Annotated in this window: 13 protein-coding genes; 7 read left to right on the top strand and 6 right to left on the bottom strand. The window is 75.0% G+C overall.

The genetic code is table 11. The features are described from left to right. The first annotated feature begins 6 nt into the window (after window positions 1-6). The 3 genes from OG618_RS28295 (at window position 7) to OG618_RS28285 (ending at window position 2,279) form a co-directional block, all read left to right on the top strand. Window positions 7-432, top strand: coding sequence for a DUF742 domain-containing protein (locus OG618_RS28295; protein ID WP_380386868.1), 426 nt, complete (start codon window positions 7-9; stop codon window positions 430-432). Between the two features lie 3 nt (window positions 433-435). Beyond that, window positions 436-1,047: a GTP-binding protein gene (locus OG618_RS28290; RefSeq protein ID WP_329490370.1), complete on the top strand. Its 612-nt coding sequence runs from the start codon at window positions 436-438 to the stop codon at window positions 1,045-1,047. Window positions 1,048-1,133: 86 nt separating this feature from the next. Then, complete coding sequence (locus OG618_RS28285; RefSeq protein ID WP_329490369.1) at window positions 1,134-2,279, top strand: FAD-dependent monooxygenase; 1,146 nt, start codon at window positions 1,134-1,136, stop codon at window positions 2,277-2,279. A gap of 125 nt (window positions 2,280-2,404) precedes the next feature. Here the strand turns inward: OG618_RS28285 and OG618_RS28280 are convergent, their stop codons facing one another. Next, the gene (locus OG618_RS28280) at window positions 2,405-3,229 is read right to left on the bottom strand and encodes a leucyl/phenylalanyl-tRNA--protein transferase (RefSeq protein WP_329490368.1); all 825 of its coding nucleotides are present in this window, start codon (window positions 3,227-3,229) and stop codon (window positions 2,405-2,407) included. Continuing rightward, entirely contained in the window at window positions 3,226-6,639 is a 3,414-nt protein-coding gene (locus OG618_RS28275) for an amino acid adenylation domain-containing protein (RefSeq protein WP_329492318.1), read from the bottom strand. Before OG618_RS28275 ends, OG618_RS28280 begins: the two co-directional genes overlap by 4 nt. A gap of 344 nt (window positions 6,640-6,983) precedes the next feature. Here OG618_RS28275 and OG618_RS28270 point away from each other — a divergent pair, with 344 nt between their 5' ends. Beyond that, on the top strand, window positions 6,984-10,157 hold the full coding sequence (locus tag OG618_RS28270; protein WP_329490367.1) for a putative bifunctional diguanylate cyclase/phosphodiesterase: 3,174 nt from the start codon (window positions 6,984-6,986) through the stop codon (window positions 10,155-10,157). A 6-nt stretch (window positions 10,158-10,163) separates the two neighbouring features. On the opposite strand, the gene OG618_RS28265 is transcribed toward OG618_RS28270, so the two are convergent. Both OG618_RS28265 and OG618_RS28260 read right to left on the bottom strand, forming a co-directional pair. After that, on the bottom strand, window positions 10,164-10,631 hold the full coding sequence (locus tag OG618_RS28265) for an OsmC family protein (RefSeq protein WP_329490366.1): 468 nt from the start codon (window positions 10,629-10,631) through the stop codon (window positions 10,164-10,166). A gap of 41 nt (window positions 10,632-10,672) precedes the next feature. Beyond that, window positions 10,673-11,446, bottom strand: a complete 774-nt coding sequence (locus OG618_RS28260; protein WP_329490365.1) for an alpha/beta hydrolase — start codon at window positions 11,444-11,446, stop codon at window positions 10,673-10,675. A 207-nt stretch (window positions 11,447-11,653) separates the two neighbouring features. Here OG618_RS28260 and OG618_RS28255 point away from each other — a divergent pair, with 207 nt between their 5' ends. The 3 genes from OG618_RS28255 (at window position 11,654) to OG618_RS28245 (ending at window position 13,305) form a co-directional block, all read left to right on the top strand. Continuing rightward, on the top strand, window positions 11,654-12,187 hold the full coding sequence (locus OG618_RS28255) for a hypothetical protein (RefSeq protein WP_329490364.1): 534 nt from the start codon (window positions 11,654-11,656) through the stop codon (window positions 12,185-12,187). 172 nt (window positions 12,188-12,359) lie between these two features. Then, entirely contained in the window at window positions 12,360-13,022 is a 663-nt protein-coding gene (locus OG618_RS28250) for a hypothetical protein (RefSeq protein WP_329490363.1), read from the top strand. Between the two features lie 58 nt (window positions 13,023-13,080). Next, a complete protein-coding gene (locus tag OG618_RS28245; protein WP_329490362.1) occupies window positions 13,081-13,305 on the top strand; it encodes a DUF6458 family protein in 225 nt (74 codons plus the stop codon). A 107-nt stretch (window positions 13,306-13,412) separates the two neighbouring features. Here the strand turns inward: OG618_RS28245 and OG618_RS28240 are convergent, their stop codons facing one another. Together OG618_RS28240 and OG618_RS28235 are read right to left on the bottom strand one after the other, a co-directional pair. Then, the gene (locus OG618_RS28240) at window positions 13,413-13,769 is read right to left on the bottom strand and encodes a cupin domain-containing protein (RefSeq protein ID WP_329490361.1); all 357 of its coding nucleotides are present in this window, start codon (window positions 13,767-13,769) and stop codon (window positions 13,413-13,415) included. Between the two features lie 307 nt (window positions 13,770-14,076). Next, a complete protein-coding gene (locus OG618_RS28235; RefSeq protein ID WP_329490360.1) occupies window positions 14,077-14,910 on the bottom strand; it encodes a DUF1206 domain-containing protein in 834 nt (277 codons plus the stop codon). Window positions 14,911-15,012 lie beyond the last annotated feature (102 nt).

The raw sequence follows: 15,012 nt of genomic DNA, 5'->3' as shown, positions 1-15,012 counted from the left end.
GCCCCGGTGATCCCGCACTGGAGCGAGGTGCCCGACGAGGACGAGGACGACGGTGCCGGCACGATGGTGCGCCCGTACACCATCACCCGCGGCCGCACCGCGCCCGAGCGCGACGACCTCACCCTGATCACCGTGCTGACCACCGTGTCGGAGGAGGCCCGCACCGTCCTGGCGCGGGGCTCCTCCCGCTCGGGGCCGCGCGGGCTCCAGCCCGAGCACCGGATGATCCTGGACCGCTGCCGGCGTCCGGCCGCCGTCGCCGAGGTGGCGGCGGAGCTGGACCTGCCGATCTCGGTCACCAAGATCCTCCTGGGCGACCTGATCTCCCAGGGCCTGCTGCTGGCCCGGGCGCCGCTCTCGGTGGCCCGGGCCGGCGGGGGCCTGGACCTCGGCCTGCTGACGGCCGTTCGCGAAGGACTCCGGAGACTCTGAACCATGGCACCGACCGCACCCCTTCCCTCCTCCTCCGCCTCCGGCGCCACCGCGCCGTCCGCCGTGAAGATCCTCATCGCGGGCGGCTTCGGCGTCGGCAAGACCACCCTGGTCGGCTCGGTCAGCGAGGTCGCCCCGCTGCGCACCGAGGAGTACCTGACCCGTGCCAGCGTGGGCGTCGACGACCTGTCCGGCGTGGACAGCAAGGACACCACCACCGTCGCCCTGGACTTCGGCCGGATCACGGTCAGCCCCGACCTGGTGGTCTACCTGTTCGGCACCCCCGGCCAGGAGCGCTTCTGGTTCATGTGGAACGACCTGGTGAACGGCGCGCTCGGCGGCGTCGTCATCGCCGACACCCGCCGGCTGGAGACCAGCTTCGCCTCGATCGACTTCTTCGAGAGCCGGGGCATCCCCTTCGTGGTGGCGATCAACTGCTTCCACGGGCAGAACACCCGGACGCCGGACGAGATCCGGGCTGCCCTGGACCTGGACCCGCAGGTCCCGATGCTGCTCGGCGACGTGCGCGACCGCGGCTTCGGCCGGGACCTCCTGCTGGCCCTGGTCGACCACCTGATGGACCTCTCCGCTGCCCGGCCCGCGCCGGTCGGCTGACCCCGGCCCGCCCCGCACCCGACCACCCCGCACCCGACCCCACCGCACCGCACCGCCCGCACCGACCCCCTTGGGAGACCCCCGTCATGAGCTCACCCCTGCGCGTACTGATCCACGGCGGCGGCATCGGCGGCCTGACCCTGGCCACCGCGCTCGCCCGGCGCGGCCACCGGGTCGACGTGGCCGAGCTGCGCGAGGGCCTGGAGGCGCTCGGCGTCGGCATCATCCAGCCGTCCAACGCCCTGCACGTGATGCGCGAGATCGGCGTGCTGGAGGCCTGCCTGGCGGCCGGCTTCGAGTGGGAGGTGCTGACCATCTGCGACCCGTCCGGCGCCACCCTCGCCAAGATCCCGCAGCCCCGGATGGGTGACGCCCCGTCCAACAACGGCATACCGCGCCCCGCCCTGGCCGGGGTGCTGGGCGACGCCGCCACCGCCGCCGGTGCCACCCTCCGCTTCGGCACCACGATCGCCGAACTGACCGACGACGGCGCGGGCGTCGACGTCACCCTGACCGACGGCCACCACGGCCGCTACGACCTGGTGGTCGGCTTCGACGGGATCGGTTCGCCGCTGCGCCGCCGGCTGTACGGCGAGAAGTACCTGCCCGAGTACACCGGATTCGCCAACTGGCGGGTGACGCTGCCGCGTTCGCCCGAGGTGCAGGGCGTGGTGATGTCCGCCGGGAACCAGCGGGCGAAGGCGCTGCTGACCCCGATCACCGACGAGCTGATGTACCTGGGATCGGTGTTCGCCGAGCCGGCGGACTTCCGCCCGGACGAGGAGCGCGCCCACGAGCAGCTGGCCGAGCGGCTGACCGGCTTCGGCGGCCCGGTCGCCGAGGCGCTGGCGCTGGTCACCGACCCGGCCGCGGTGGTCTACTCGCGGATCTCCCAGGTCAGTGTCGAGGAGCCGTGGCACGTCGGCCGGGTGGTGCTGGCCGGCGACGCCGCGCACGCGAGCACCCCGCACCTGGCGCAGGGCGCGGCGATGGCGGTCGAGGACGCGCTGGTGCTGGCCCAGAGCCTGGACGCGGTCGAGGACCCGGCCACGGACGTCGCGGCCGCGCTCGCCGCCTGGGAGGAGCGCCGCCGGCCGCGCGCGATGTGGGTGCAGGCGCTCTCGCGGGCGGTCCTGAAGCAGGAGACCGGCACGCCGACCACCCCGGAGGAGGACGAGCTGCTGAAGGTCGGCATCCCGGGCGCCGCGCACGTCCTCGTCCAGCCGTACTGACGCCGGGGCGTTCGCCCGGCCGACGTCACCGACCGGCCGGCCCCGCCGGGAACCTCCCGGGCGGGGCCGCGTCGTCGGCCGCACCGGCGCCTCCGCCGCCTCCACCGCGGGACCGGCGGCCGCGGTCACCGGCCCAGCCGGGCCGCCGGGAGCATCGCGGTGGCCAGCGGACCGACCTCGGCCGGTGCGGCCAGTTCGGCCAGGTAGCGCTCGCGCGGGACGGCGGCGGCGCCGAGCGCGCGGACGTGGGGCGAGTCCCACTGGGCGTCCAGCAGGCGCCCGCCCGCGTCGGCGAACCGCGCGGCGAGGTCGGCCACGGCGACCCGGCCGGCGTCGGAGCGGCGGTGGAACATCGAGTCCAGGCTGAGCACCGGGCCGACGGCCACCCCGAAGACCCCGCCGATCAGCTCCTCGCCCTCCCAGACCTCGGCGCTGTGGGCGGCGCCGCGCCGCTGGAGTTCGACCAGCGCGTCACGCAGCTCCGGTACGAGCCAGGAGGGTTGGCGTGCCTGCGCGCAGGCTTCGAGCACGCGCGGGAAGGCCCGGTCGGCGCTGGTCCACCACCGCCGGCCGTTCCGCAGCCGCCGGGCGAGCCGGCTCCCGACGTGCACCGCGTCCGGGGCGAGCACCGGGCGGGGGTCGGGCGACCACCAGGCGAGCGCGTAGGGGTCGTCCTCGGCGCCGGGCAGCAGCGCCACCTCCCCCGCCGCCACCGCCTCCTCGAATCGGACTTCGTTGAAGGCGCTCGCGTAGTCGTCGGCGGCGGGCATCGGGAAGAGCCCGTGCCGGTAGGCCGCCAGCAGCACGTCCGGCCCGAGCCGCGCCCCGAACGCCACCGGCCCGTCCCGCGGCGCGCGCCGCACGTCCAGGCCCCCGAACACGGCGTCGCCGAAAGCCCCGTCGCCGAAAGCCCCGTCGCCGAACTCCCCGTCGCCGCCGCCCCCGCTCACCGCCGGACCACCCCCGCCGGGGGTATCAGGAAGCCCTCCGCGGTCAACTGCTCCAGGTAGCGGTCGAGTAAGGCGTCGTCCACCGCCGGGAGCTCGATCCCGCTGCCCACCAGCGCCTGGTCGGTGTTGGCCCGGTCGAAGAGCGGGAATGTCGGCCGGAAGTACATCTCGCTGATGGACAGTTCGGTACCCGGGCTGCGGTCCACGAAGAGCGGCACGAACGGGGTCATCGGGTGGGTGGGGTGCCCGGCGGCGAACCGGACGAGGTCCTCGACCCAGGCCTTGTAGGGGACTTGCTCCACCGGGTGGCCGCGCGCCCGCAGCCGTTCGGCGAGGTCGGCGAGCACGGCGGGGCGCGGCGAGGTGATGTGGTAGACCTCGCCGATCGCGGGGGCGTGCCGGGCGATGTGCGCGACGGCGCGGCTGAACCGGTCGGCCGGGACGAAGTCGAGCAGCAGCCGGACGTCCGGGCAACTCCCGCTGTCGGCGATGTACTTGATCAGCGCGCAGATCTCCGTTCCGGTGTTCATCACCCCGGTGGTGAGGTCGCCGGTGACGTCGTTGGTCCGCAGCACGGTGACCGGCAGCCCGGCCGCCGCCGCGTTGTGCAGCAGCTGCTCGGCGACCCACTTGCTCTCCACGTAGCCGACCGCGAGCCGGTCCGGGTGGGCCAGCGGCGTCCGTTCGGTCACCTCGCCGACACCCGCCGGGCCGAAGCCGGCCAGCACGGCGAGCGTGGAGAGGTAGTGCACCGGGATGCCCCGCGAGTGCCCGGCCAGCCGGACGACCTCCCGGGTGCCGCCGACGTTGGGGCCGCGCAACTGGTGGTACGGGTAGATGAAGTTGACCTGCCCGCCGAGGTGGTGGATCGCGTCCAGGCTGTCGGCGAGCGCCTCGAAGCGGTGCTGGGAGAGCCCGAGCAGCGGTTCGGCGAGGTCCCCGACCAGCGGGACCACCCGGCCGTCCAGCACGTCCTTGCGCAGGTACCGCTGCTGGGCGGCCCGGATGCGCTCCAGCGCGTGCTCCTCGTCGGGGGCGCGGACCAGGCAGTGGACACGTGCCCCGGTGGTGTCCAGCAGGGCGGCGAGCAGGTGGGCGCCGCAGAAGCCGGTGGCGCCGGTGAGCAGGATCTCGGCCGGTTCGGCGCGCGAGGGCGCGGGGCGCCAGGACTGCCGTACGGGGGTGCCGAGTTCGGCCTCGGCCGTCCAGTCGACGGCCGCCTCGCCGAAGCCGTTGCCGCCGGCGCGGGCGGACTGGGTGGCGGTCGCGAAGGCCCGCAGGGTGGCGTCGCGCAGCAGCGAGCGGGTGAGGAAGCGGATCCTGGTGACGTCGATGCCGAACATGATCCGGGCCCGGGCCAGCATCTCCATGGCGAGCAGCGAGTTGCCGCCGAGGGCGAAGAAGTCGTCGGCGGGCCCGACCTCCTCGACGCCGAGCAGCTCGGACCAGAGGTGCGCGACGGCGGGTTCGATCGCGCTCCCGGAGCCGTCGGCGAGCGGGCCCGCGGCGCGGCGGGCACCGTCGGGCGCGTCGGACCGGGTGTCGGCGCCGCGAGCCTCCACGGTGCCCTCGCCGTCGCGCCCCGCGCGCCGCTGGAGCTGCGGCGCGGTGCGCGGCAGCCGGCGCCGGTCGATCTTGCCGGCGGCGGTGAGCGGCATGCTGTCGAGGAGGACGAAGTCGGCCGGGACCATGAAGTCCGGCAGCCGCTCGGCGAGGTAGTCGCGGATCTGGGACCGCCGGGCCCGGGCGCCGGAGCCGTCCCGGTCGGCGAGCGTGTAGTAGGCGGTCAGCACGTGCGTGCCGTCCGCGGCGCCGTCGGCGGCGACCCGGGCCTGCCGCACGTCCGGGTGGGCGGCGAGCACCGACTCCACCTCGGCCGGGTCCACCCGGTAGCCGCGGACCTTCACCTGGTCGTCGAAGCGGCCGAGGATCTCCAGCTGACCGTCGGGCCGCCAGCGGCCGGCGTCGCCGGTGCGGTACATCCGCTCGCCGGGGACGGGCGCGTAGGGGTCGGGCAGGAAGGCCTCCGCCGTGAGCCCGGGGGCCCGCCAGTAGCCGCGGGCCAGGCCGGAGCCGCCCAGGTAGATCTCGCCCTTCTCGCCGGGCCGCACCGGGCTCAGCCGGGCGTCCAGCAGGTGCAGCCGCACCCCGGGCAGCGGCCTGCCGATCGGGACGGGGGCCGCGCCGAGCCCGCCCCCGCCGGCCGGCCCCAGCACCGCCGGGGTGACCTCGCAGAGCGTGGAGGTCACGGCCGCCTCGGTCACCCCGTAGGCGTTGACCAGCCGGACGCCGGGCAGCCGGGCCAGGCAGTCGCGGCTGTCGTCGGTGTGCACGGTGTCCCCGCCGACCACGACGAGCCGCAGGCCCTCGGGGGCCGGGCCGCCCTCGGGGAGCAGCGCGAGCACGTGGTGCCAGTAGGCGGGGGTGAGGTCGGCGACGGTCAGCCTGAGCTCGCGCATCCGGTGCACCAGCTCGGTGGGCGCCCAGGTCCGGGCGCCGCCGAGGACGAGGGTCGCGCCGCTGAGCAGCGCGGCGAAGACCTGCTCCAGCGAGGTGTCGAAGCCCAGCGCGGCGAGCTGCAGCACCCGGTCACGCGCGGTGAGCTCGTAGGCGCGGATCACCCGGTCGAGCGTGAAGACCAGCGAGCGGTGGGTGACGGGTACGCCCTTGGGGGTGCCGGTGGTGCCGGAGGTGTAGATCAGGTACGCCAGGTCGTCCGGCACGGCCGGGTCCGGCACCGGGACGCCGTCCTCGACCGGGTACTCCGCCGGATCCGCGGCGGTGCCCGGGGGCGTCTCCGCGGTGCCCGGACCGGGATCGCCGTCCGGTCCGGCCGCGTCGGCGCCGACCACCGGGACCCCGGCGAAGTGCCGCCCGTGCTCCGCGACCACCACCACCGCCCGGCAGTCCACCACGAGCTGCGCGAGCCGCCGCTGCGGGTGCGCCGGGTCCAGCGGCAGGAAGGCCCCACCGGCCTTGAGCACGCCGAGCCAGGCCGTGACCAGGGCCGCCCCGCGCTCCAGGCAGACCGGCACCACCCGCTCCGGCCCGACGCCCCGGGCCCGCAGGACGGCGGCCAGCCGGTCACTGCGCAGGTCGAGCTCGCGGTAGCTCAGCTCGCCGTCCTCGGTGAGCAGGGCGACCGCGTCCGGGTCGTGGGCGGCCCGGGCCCTGAACAGTCCGTGCACGGTGTCCGAGAACCCGGCCCGGGCCGGGCCCCGGCCGACGCCGCCGGGCCCGGGGAGCCCGAGCCCGGCCCAGCGCCATTCGCGCTCGACATGGGCCCGGCAGTCCGCGAGGCCGGCCGGCCCGAACACCGTGTGCCAGCCGCCCGGCACGGTGAAGTCACCGGGCCAGATCGCATACTGACCGTCTTCGTTCCGCACCACGGCGTGGCGCCCGGAATTCACATCCGGGCGCGCGCCCTGTGCGCTGTCGACTGCGTCGTCCACCGGCTTGACCTCGTGGTGTGGCGGCAGAATGCTGGGAGGTGCGACATTTCCGACTATACGCACCGAAGGACCGTTCCGAACGTCCGGCCGAAAGCCACCGGACGGACGGGGCCGCTGCCCGGAAACCGCGGGCACCCCCGAGCGGACTCCCCCGACAGGGCCTACGGTCGTACCCGAGTACACCTTTCGAGGAAGTCGAGCACAACCCCGAGCACAACCCCCGGACCTGCCCCGGCAGATCCCGTCCTCGCCCGAAGTCACCGCCGGACCGGCGCAGTGATGTCGCGGAGGAGGTAGCGTCCTTGACACGTCGGCGACAACGCCTGATGGTCTGTTACCTGTCGTGGATGGTGCTGTTCACCTGCATCTACTACAGCAACCCGACCCAGCGGATCATCTGGTGGACCGGCATCGGCCTCGGCGGCGTAGCGGCCATCGTGGTGGGTGTCCACCTCAACCGCCCGGCGCACCGGCTGTTCTGGTACCTGCTCGCCCTCGCCAACCTCAGTTTCACCGCCGGCGAGGTCGTCCAGGTCATCCAGATGCAGTTCCTGCACCTGGGCAGCCCCTTCCCCTCCGTCGCCGACGGCTTCTACCTCGCCGAGTACCTGCTCTACGCGGCCGGCGTGCTGGGCTTCATCCGCTGGCGCACGGCCCACCAGGACCGCGCCAGCCTGCTGGACGCCCTCATCCTGACCATGGGCCTGGCCCTGCTCGCCTGGATCTACCTGATCCTCCCGTACGCCCGCAACCCGGACCTCGGCTGGTTCCAGAAGGCCGTCTCGATCGCCTACCCGCTGGGCGACGTGGTGGTCCTCGCGCTGCTGCTGCGCCTGCTGGCGCCACGCGGCGGCGGCAGCCGCGCGCTCCAGCTGCTCACCATCGGCACGGTCGGCCTGCTGATCTCCGACATCCTGTACGGGCTCATCGTGCTGCACGGCAACTGGCGCATCGGAAGCCCGGTCGACCTCGGCTGGGCGGCCTTCTACACCGCCTGGGGCGCGGCCGCCCTGCACCCCTCGATGGTCGAGCTCACCAAACCGGTCCCCACCCAGCAGGTCGATCTCGGGCGGGGCCGGCTCGCCCTGCTCGCCGCCGCCTCGCTGGTCGCGCCGACCATCCTGATCGTCGAGTCGATCAACGGCAACACCCACAACGCCGGGGTGATCGGCGCCTTCTCCGCGCTGCTCTTCCTGCTCGTGCTGGCGCGCCTCGCGCTCGTGGTGAGCGCCCGGCGCGAGGCCATCGCCCGGGAGCGCGTGCTGCGCGAGGCCGGCGCCTCGCTCACCGCCGCCGTCACCGTCGAGGAGGTGGCCGACGCCGTCCAGAGGGCCGCCTCCACCCTGATGCCCACCGAGCGCGGCCACGTCGCCCTGCTCGCGGTCAGCGAGGCCGGCGTCCTGCACATCCGGCACGCCGAGCGCGGCCCCGCCCAGCACCACCTGCACGACGGCTCCGACTCGGACGAGGTGCTCGCCCTGGCGGCCGTCCGGGAGACCCGTTTACTCCCCGTCGAGGACATCGGCACCGATCTCGCCGCCCGCTTCGACGGCATGCCCTGCGCACTGCTCTGCCCGCTCACCCTGGCCGAGCGCCCCTCCGGCGACCCGCTGATCGGCGCCCTCATCGTGACTGGCACCGAGCAGGAGCTGACCAGCCTCTGGAGTTCGCTGGAGATCCTGGCCGCCCAGGCCGCGCTGGCCGTCGAGCGCGTCATGCTGAGCCAGGAGATCACCCGCCGCAACAGCGAGGCCTACTTCCGCACCCTGGTGCAGAGCGCCAGCGACGTCATCCTGATCCTCAACGCCGACGACGGCGTCCGCTACGCCTCGTCCTCCGCCGAACGCGTCCTCGGCTACGCCGACCTGGACGGCGTCCTGATCACGGACCTCGTCCCGCCCGAGGACAGCCGCACCGTCGGCAGCGCGCTGGCCCGGATGCGCGGCCCGGACGGCGGGGTCCGCACCGGCGACAGCCGCGAGCAGCAGCGCGAGCACTGGCGCCTGCTGCGCCAGGACCGCACCCCGATCGAGGCCGAGGTGCGCTGCAACGACCTGCGCGGGGATCCGACCGTCGGCGGCCTGGTGCTCACCCTGCGCGACGTCACCGAGCAGCGGCAGATGGAGCGCGAGCTCACCCACCGGGCCTTCCACGACTCCCTCACCGGCCTGGCCAACCGGGTGCTCTTCCAGGACCGGGTCGGCCACGCGCTCTCCCGGGGCGAGCGCAGCGGGGCGGTCACCGGCGTGCTCTTCATCGACCTGGACGACTTCAAGGTGGTCAACGACACCCAGGGCCACGCGGTCGGCGACGAGTTGCTGGTCGCCGTCTCGCTGCGGGTCTCCACCGCGCTGCGCACCTCCGACACGGCGGCCCGGCTCGGCGGCGACGAATTCGCGGTGCTGGTGGAGGACGCGGTGCGCCCCGCGGACGTCGGCGCGATCGCGGACAGCGTGCTGGCCGCCTTCGTCGAACCGTTCAAGCTGAGCGCGGGCGCCGTCCGGGTGACGGCGAGCATCGGGGTGGCGACTACCGAGGACAGCGTGGACTCGGCGGAGCTGCTCACCCACGCCGACCTGGCGCTGTACTCGGCGAAGTCGGCCGGCAAGCGCCAGTGGTGCCACTACCAGCCCGCCCTGCAGGCCGGGCTGGTAGAGCGGCACGAGCTGAACGAGAACCTGGACGTCGCGATCGCCGAGTCCGCGTTCAAGCTCTACTACCAGCCGATCGTCGACCTGGCGACGGGCGAGCTGGTCGCCTTCGAGGCACTGGTCCGCTGGCCGCACGACCGGCGCGGGATGGTCCTGCCCGACGAGTTCATCGCGCTCGCCGAGGAGAGCGGCCAGATCGTGCCGCTCGGCGCCTGGGTCCTGGAGCGCGCCGCGCACGAGGCCGCCGGCTGGCAGCGGCTGACCGCCGACCGCCGCCGCGCCACCGGCCGGCCACCCCTGCGGGTCAACGTGAACGTGTCCGCCCGGCAGTTCCGGGACGCCGGCTTCGTCGACGTCGTGCGCGCCGCGGTACGGGCCTCCGGGATCGCCCCCGAGGCGCTGGTGCTGGAGCTGACCGAGTCGGTGCTGATGCGGCGCGACGAGCGGGTGCACACCGACATGCGCACGCTGAGCGAGGAGCTGGGCGTCGGCATCGCGATCGACGACTTCGGCACCGGCTACTCCTCGCTCTCCTACCTGCGGGAGTTCCCGATCTCGATCCTGAAGATCGACAAGTCCTTCATCGACGGGCTCGGGATGTCGCAGCAGCAGTACGCGCTGGTCGAGGGCATCACCCGGATCGCCGACACGCTGGGCGTCCAGGTCATCGCCGAGGGCATCGAGAACACCGAGCAACGCGACCTGCTCGCCGCCATGGGCTGCCCGCTCGGCCAGGGCTACCTCTTCGCCCGCCCGCTGACGCCGGACCAGGCCGGCGCCCTGGTCCGGGGCGAGGTCGACCTGGCCGGCCAGCGGCAGTCGTGACGGCCCTCAGCCCCGGGCGGCGGCCTCCGGCGGCACCTCCGTGGTGCTGACCACGACGCCGGCGGTCAGCGTCCGGTGCACCGGGCACTTCTCCGCGATGTCCAGCAGCCGCCGGCGCTGCTCGGCGTCGAGGGCGCCGTCCAGCCGGATCTCCCGAGTGATCCGGTCGACCAGCCCGTGCCCGCTCTCGCACTCCGCGCAGTCCTCGGCGTGCACCCGCTCGTGCCGCAGCGCGACGGTGACCTTCGCCAGCGGCCAGCCCTTGCGCTCCGCGTACATCCGCACCGTCATCGAGGTGCAGCTGCCGAGCGCGGCCAGCAGCAGGTCGTAGGGGTTCGGCCCGCTGTCGGCGCCCACCGGCCCCGGCTCGTCGGCCGCCAGTTCGTGGCGGCCGGCCCGGACCTGCTGGCCGTAGCGGCCGACGCCGCTCTCGCTCACCACGACGAGCCCGCGCTCGGACTGCTGCTGTTCCATCGTCATCCCTCTCGTACGGCTCCGGCCTGCCCGGCGGCGCTTCAGAATACGGAGCCGGCCGGGAGGCCCGGCGCCACGGGTGCGCGCAGGTGCCGCTCGAGGAACCGCGCCGCGCTCTCCAGCTCCGCCGCGGGCACACCCGCGTGGCCGCCGGGGTTGGCGTGCAGGGTCTTCTCCGCCGAGCCCAGGGCGTCGAACAGCGCGAACCCCGCCGTGCGCTCGACCAGTTCGTCGTCCCACTGCAGCACGAACCGGACCGGGACGGTGACCCGGGCCGCCGCCCCGGTCAGCGACTCGTGGCCGGCCAGGCCCAGGACGGCGGCGGTGATCCGCGGTTCCGCCGCCACCAGCGGGAGGCCGACCACGCTGGCCAGCGACAGGCCCCAGTAGCCCACCGGGTGCTCCGCGCCGACCTCGTCGAGCCCGCCCAGCGCGTCCAGCACCGCCCGCCACTCGGGCACCGCCCGCTCCGCGAGGGCCGCCGTGTGCTCGGCGATCCCCCGGCTCAGCGGCTCGCCCGCAGCCAGCAGCGCGCCGATCTCCGCCTCGAACCAGGCGTCCCGCGCGGATCGCGGCCGGTCCCCGTGGCCGGGCGTGTCCACGGCCACGACCGCGAAGCCGTACTCCGTCACCAGGCGGCGGGCGCGGGCCGCCAGGACCGGCGTCCGGCTGTTCCCGCCACCGCCGTGGCCCAGCAGCACCAGCGGGCGGCCACCGACGGCACCGGCGGGCGTCCAGAGCACACCGGGGACGTCGCCGTGGGTGAAGCGGCGTTCCGAGACGCCGTCAGAGATCTCCTCCACGAGGAAGCGCATGGGTTCGTGGCCTTTCTGGTCGCCGCCGGGGCGCGGTCGGTCGTGTACCCGGGAACCGTACCGGCACCGCGCTTGGACGGGCATCTGACGGCCGCTCGGGCGCCGGCGGGACAGCCGCGCACCACCCAGGGGGGTTTGCCGGGCGCCGGACGGGCAAAGCGAGGGCCCGGCGGCCGCACCGGCGGCCCGCCGCCGAAAGGAGCGGAGATGGATCCTCTTCAGATCGTCATTGTCGCGGTCATCGCGGCGGCCGCACTCTTCGCCGTCCTGGCCCCCCGGCTGCGCTCGCACCGACTGCGCGCACGGTTCGGGCCGGAGTACGACCGCACCGTCCTGGTCCACGAGGGCGACGTCCGGGCGGCCGAGCACGACCTCACCGACCGGCTGGCGCTGCGCCGCCGGGTGAAGACCGTCCCGGTCGAGGCCGCCGACCGCGACCGGTACCTGGCCGAACTGCGCGGCCTGCAAGCCCTGTTCGTCGAGGACCCGCGCCAGTCCGCCGTCCGTACGGCGCGGCTGCTGGACTCCCTGCTGACCGACATGGGCTACCCGGGCGAGGGCCGTCCGGAGGTCCTCTCCGTCGACCACGCGGCGCGGCTGCCCGCCTACCGCGACGCCCGCCGGGCCCTGGACAACCCGGGCGCGGACAGCGAGGAACTGCGCTGCTCCGTGATCGCCGTCCGCGACCTGATCGTGGAACTGCTCCACGAGGAGCGCACCGGCGCGCTCGCCCGCCACTGACCCGCCCCGTCCGTACCCCACCCGCACAGCGCACCCGCATCCGTATCCGCACAGCACTTGTACAGCGCCGACCTGTACACCACCGGCCCGTACGCCACCGGCCCGTACGGCCGCCGTACGTATCCGGGCCGGTCCGGACGCATCCGTACGACGTCAGTCCGAGGAGGAGACGATGACCCGCATCGAGCAGCACCGCAGCGAGAACGGCCAGGGCAACGACGACCGGACCGGTCACGGCCGGGTCCACCACGCCGCCGACCCGCGCCACGCCGACACCCACGCCGGCGGCCGGTCCGGCCACCCCCGGCACGCCGCCGGGCACGGCCCCGCACCGGCCACCGCCGGCACGGCCGAGCGGTCCGAGGACCGGCCGGACGTCGCCTCGCTCCAGAAGTTCCCGGCGGTCCGACCCGCGGAGCCGGACGCGGCGCCCGCCCCGGACGCCGTCCCCGCCGCCCCGACCGCACCGCCGGCGCCGGGCGCGGCCGCCCCGACCGCGCCCACCGGCGAGACGGTCGCTCCGACCGCGCCCGCCGCCCCCGGCCGACCGGCCGCCGGCCTGGGCCCCTGGCTGGACACCACCGCCGTCCAGGAGGCACGGGCCGAGTGGGAACGCGCCCAGATCGCCTTCGTGGACGACCCCGCCGGTTCGGCGGCCGCCGCCGACAGCCTGGTCAGCCGGACCGCCGACCTGGTCGCCGAGGCCGCCCGCCGACGCCTGGAGGACCTGCGCGAAGGCTGCCGGACCCCCGACGAGGAGCCCGGCGCCCGCACCGAGCAGCTCCGACTGGCGATGCGCGACTACCGTGCCGTCCTCGACCGACTGCTCGCCTGACCCCACACCCGCCCCGCCGGCCCCGGCCGGCCCTTCCGAGAACGGGAAGGAGACCGCCATGGGTATCGGCGGTTGCATCATCGTCTTCGCCTTGGGCGCCATCCTCACCTTCGCCGTCGACTGGCACCTCTCGGGCGTCAACGTCGATGTCGTCGGCATCGTCCTGATGGTGGCCGGCCTGCTCGGCCTGGTCGTCTACGCCCGCGCCCTGCGCCGCCGCCGACCGGTCGTCGGCGGGGTCGACCCGGTGGTGGAGGAGCGCCGCTACTACGACGGCGCCTGAACCGGCACCGTCCGCAGACCTTCACCAACGCCCTTCCGCCGCCGGCCCGTCCTCTACGGGCCGGCGGCGGAAGGGCGTTCGCGGCGAAGGCCGGAGCCGGAGCCGCCTCAGGAGGTCGCGCGCGGGCCGGGAGTGGCGAGGAGGAGCAGCGACGGGCCCTCCACGGCAAGGGCCGTGAGGCCGGTGGCCGTGCCGGAGGCGTGCTCCTCGCCCGGCTCCCAGCGGACGCCGTCACCGGCCGACACCGGCACCCGTTGCCCGTCGGCGCCCGCCACCCAGCCATCGCCCGCGATCACCAGGAAGAGCTGACCCACCGGAGCCGGATGGGCGCCGATGGTCCCGCCCGGTTCGATGACCAGGCAGGTCAGGTGGACGGTTTCCCCGCCTGCGGCGACCGGTGTCGCGGTGACACCGAGGCTGTCGTAGCGGTCGACGACCTTCTCGGCGCGGTCGAAGCGGAACATCTCCAAAGAAGGACTCCTCGTACGATCGGAAAGCACCCGATCGTACGAGGTAGCCAGACAGCGGGCGCCCGCACCTTCCGGGTGACCGGTCGGACGTCGCGCGACCGCGGGGTGCGGAGGTGCCCGGCCCTGACGGGGCCGGGCACCTGACCAACACGATCAGGGCTCGCGGTGGCTGCCCGCCCGCTTCTCCCCCGGCCTGAGGGCAGGATCCGGCTCACGCCGCCCGGCGCCGGACTCGACCCGCACGGCTCGAAGAGCCACCGGTCCGACCGTAGGGTCCGACCGGTGGCACCGCCGGGCGCCGTCAGGAGAGGCGGCGCCAGCGCGCGGAGGCGAAGGAGAAGGCGCCGAAGAGCAGCAGACCGACCGCGGTGAGCACCAGCAGCCAGGGGCCGACCGGGGTGGTGGCGAGGCTGCGGAGGGTGTCGTCGAGCCCCTTGGCCCGCTGCGGGTCGAAGCGGACCGCGGCGGTGACGGCGAAGGCCCCGGCCGCGACGAAGACGATGCCGCGCGCGGTGTTGCCGGCGACCCCGCAGGCGGTGACGGCCGAACGGACGCGCGGCCCCATCGCCGCCGTGTCCAACCGTTCGAGGAAGCGGCGCCGCAGGGCCCGGACGGCGGTGCCGACCCCGACCCCGGCCAGCACCAGGCCCGCCGCGCCGACCAGGTACCGCCCGGCCGGCAGGTCGAGGGCGGAGGCCGTCCAGTCCTTGGAGGTGTCGTCGCTGCTCGACCGTCCGCCACTGCCCAGCGCGAAGGCGGCCGTTCCCCAGCAGACCGCAGCGTAGAAGAACGCGCGGCCGGCGTTGAGGGCGCGCTTGCCCGGCTTGCCGTCCTTGCCGCGGCCGAAAGCGGCTGAGGCGGCCCGCCACAGCGCCATGCCCGCGAAGCCGGCCACCAGCAGCCAGAGCACCGCCCGGCCCAGCGGCTGGTCGGCCACCGTGCGCAGCGCGCCCTGGCGGTCGGCCTCGTCCGAGCCCTTGCCGAAGGCGATCCGCAGGGCGAGGTAGCCGACCAGGACGTAGACGACGCCCCGGGCCGTGAACCCGGCGCGTCCGGCCCAGCGCAGCGCGCGGTCCGCCGTGTCGTCGGCGGCCACTCCCCGGCCGGCCGGTCTTCCGTGCGCTCCTGCGGCCACGACGGCCCCCTCTCGGCAGCGGGCGCCGTGCGCGCCCGGTCTGCCGGGGCGTCTGCCCGGCAGACCGTCGGACACGCGTGCGGGCGAGCGGTGGGACGGGCG

Origin of the sequence: Kitasatospora sp. NBC_01246 (genome assembly GCF_036226505.1) — a bacterium.
In the GTDB taxonomy this organism is placed as follows: domain Bacteria; phylum Actinomycetota; class Actinomycetes; order Streptomycetales; family Streptomycetaceae; genus Kitasatospora.
The sequence above is the reverse complement of the archived record's forward strand: the minus strand, read 5'-3'. Positions and strand labels throughout refer to the sequence as shown.

What these genes read in the sequence shown, in the direction of transcription:
- OG618_RS28290 (WP_329490370.1), top strand. Translation starts at nt 436, where the DNA reads ATGGCACCGACCGCACCCCTTCCCTCCTCCTCCGCCTCCGGCGCCACC.
- OG618_RS28285 (WP_329490369.1), top strand. Translation starts at nt 1,134, where the DNA reads ATGAGCTCACCCCTGCGCGTACTGATCCACGGCGGCGGCATCGGCGGC.
- OG618_RS28265 (WP_329490366.1), bottom strand. Translation starts at nt 10,631, where the DNA reads ATGGAACAGCAGCAGTCCGAGCGCGGGCTCGTCGTGGTGAGCGAGAGC.
- OG618_RS28260 (WP_329490365.1), bottom strand. Translation starts at nt 11,446, where the DNA reads ATGCGCTTCCTCGTGGAGGAGATCTCTGACGGCGTCTCGGAACGCCGC.
- OG618_RS28255 (WP_329490364.1), top strand. Translation starts at nt 11,654, where the DNA reads ATGGATCCTCTTCAGATCGTCATTGTCGCGGTCATCGCGGCGGCCGCA.
- OG618_RS28250 (WP_329490363.1), top strand. Translation starts at nt 12,360, where the DNA reads ATGACCCGCATCGAGCAGCACCGCAGCGAGAACGGCCAGGGCAACGAC.
- OG618_RS28245 (WP_329490362.1), top strand. Translation starts at nt 13,081, where the DNA reads ATGGGTATCGGCGGTTGCATCATCGTCTTCGCCTTGGGCGCCATCCTC.
- OG618_RS28240 (WP_329490361.1), bottom strand. Translation starts at nt 13,769, where the DNA reads ATGTTCCGCTTCGACCGCGCCGAGAAGGTCGTCGACCGCTACGACAGC.